At 68.1% G+C, this 1,641-nt stretch carries 2 protein-coding genes; one reads left to right on the forward strand and one right to left on the reverse strand.

The features are described 5' to 3' along the window. Positions 1-57 precede the first annotated feature (57 nt). On the reverse strand, positions 58-921 hold the full coding sequence (locus tag ACOADB_RS04935) for an alpha/beta hydrolase (RefSeq protein ID WP_378596827.1): 864 nt from the start codon (positions 919-921) through the stop codon (positions 58-60). A 112-nt stretch (positions 922-1,033) separates the two neighbouring features. Here ACOADB_RS04935 and ACOADB_RS04940 point away from each other — a divergent pair, with 112 nt between their 5' ends. Next, positions 1,034-1,600, forward strand: a complete 567-nt coding sequence (locus tag ACOADB_RS04940; RefSeq protein ID WP_378596828.1) for a TetR/AcrR family transcriptional regulator — start codon at positions 1,034-1,036, stop codon at positions 1,598-1,600. The last annotated feature ends 41 nt before the right edge of the window (positions 1,601-1,641 follow it).

A 1,641-nucleotide genomic window follows, 5' to 3' on the forward strand; every position in this document is an offset into this window, starting at 1 on the left:
CTCGCGGCCGCCGGTACCGATGACGAGGGTCTTCACGGAGGTCGATTCTAGGGAGACTCAGGCACCGAGCCCGTTGCGGCCCAGGAACTCGAGCGACGCGTCGGCCACCTCACGCCAGTGGCTGTCGATCACCAGCGAGTGTCCGACGCCGGGAATCTCGACGATCTCGGTGACGTGGTGCTTGTTCTTCCGCTGCTTCTTGTAGCCGGCGTTGGCCAGGGCGAAGGGGACGATGTTGTCCTTCTCGCCGGTGATGACGAGCATCGGGCCGCGATCGGCGTTCTTCTTGGTGGCCTTGGTCTTCGCCCACGGATTCGTGTTCGCCGTGGCCGCCTGGAAGAGCGGTCGTCCGGGGGCGGGCGTGTGGGCAGTCGCGTACAGCTGGCGCGCCTCCTCCTCGGAGACCGCGTTGGCGAAGCCGTAACGGAACTGATCGAAGGTGAGGGTGACCGTCCGCCCGTAGTTGAGCGGGTTGCCGAGCACCGGGAAGGCCGCCTTCAGGGCCGAGAACGGCAACGGCAGGACCCCCTGGCTGGGCGCCGGGTCGATGGAGACGGTCCCGGCAGCGAGGCCGCGACCAGCAATGATCTGGACCAGGAGCCCGCCGAAGGAGTGGCCGATCACGATCGGCTTGCGGTCAAGGCCGCCGATGACCTCGGCGACGTGGTCGGCGACGTCGACGACGGAGGTCCCGGCGAGCGAATCAGGATGGGCGTGTGCGGCGTCGAAGGACGCCTCGTCACCGGGCCAGTCGACAGCAATCGCTGCGTAGCCCCGGCTCTCGACGAAGTCCTTCCACGGGGTCCAGCTGTCGTGGAGCAACCAGAGGCCGTGGACGAAGACGATCGGCTGGCGGCCGGAGTCGTTGGCAGCGCGGACCTCGTTGGCCTCGCGGACGGTGACGGTGCTGGTGGTGGTCATGGCTTCTCCTCGATCGATGGGCTAGTCTGGTAGAGAGAACGTTCGTTCTTCTGCACAACCATGGAGGCACACCATGCATTCCGTCAAGGGCGAGATTCGTAGGATCGGTTCCGTGCCCCCCTCCGAACCCCGCGAGCGACTGCTGCGTACGGCGACCAGGCTGTTCTACGAAGAGGGCATCAACGGCGTCGGAGTCGACCGGGTGGTCGCCGAAGCCGGCGTCACGCGAGCCACGATGTACCGCCACTTCCCGGGGAAGCAGGCACTGGTCGTCGCCTACCTCGATCACGAGGACGAGGTCATCCGGGAACTGTTCGCCAACGCCGCCGAGCTGGCCGCCGCCAGCAAGGCCTCGCCGCAGGAACTGCTCGCCCTGGTGATCGACGGCATCGCCGACGACGCCACGCGCCTGCACACCCGCGGCTGCCCGTTCATCAACGCCAGTGCGGAGTTCCCCGATGCCGGCGGCCCGGTCCGCCAGGTCGTACGACGCCACCGCGACTGGTTCCGCCAGACCCTGACCGAGCTGACCACCGCAGCCGGCCTCGCCGATCCGGCGAGCACCGCGGCCGCACTGGTCCTGCTGCGCGACGCCATGCTGGTCGGCAACTATCTCGACGGGAGCGACGTCGCCGTCGACTTCCGTGCCACCGCACGCCGGGTCGCCGGCCTGGACTGACCCATCGGGCACACTGGGGCCGACGTCCACGACCTTCTCGG

The organism is Nocardioides sp. CPCC 206348 (genome assembly GCF_048654705.1).
Lineage (GTDB): Bacteria > Actinomycetota > Actinomycetes > Propionibacteriales > Nocardioidaceae > Nocardioides.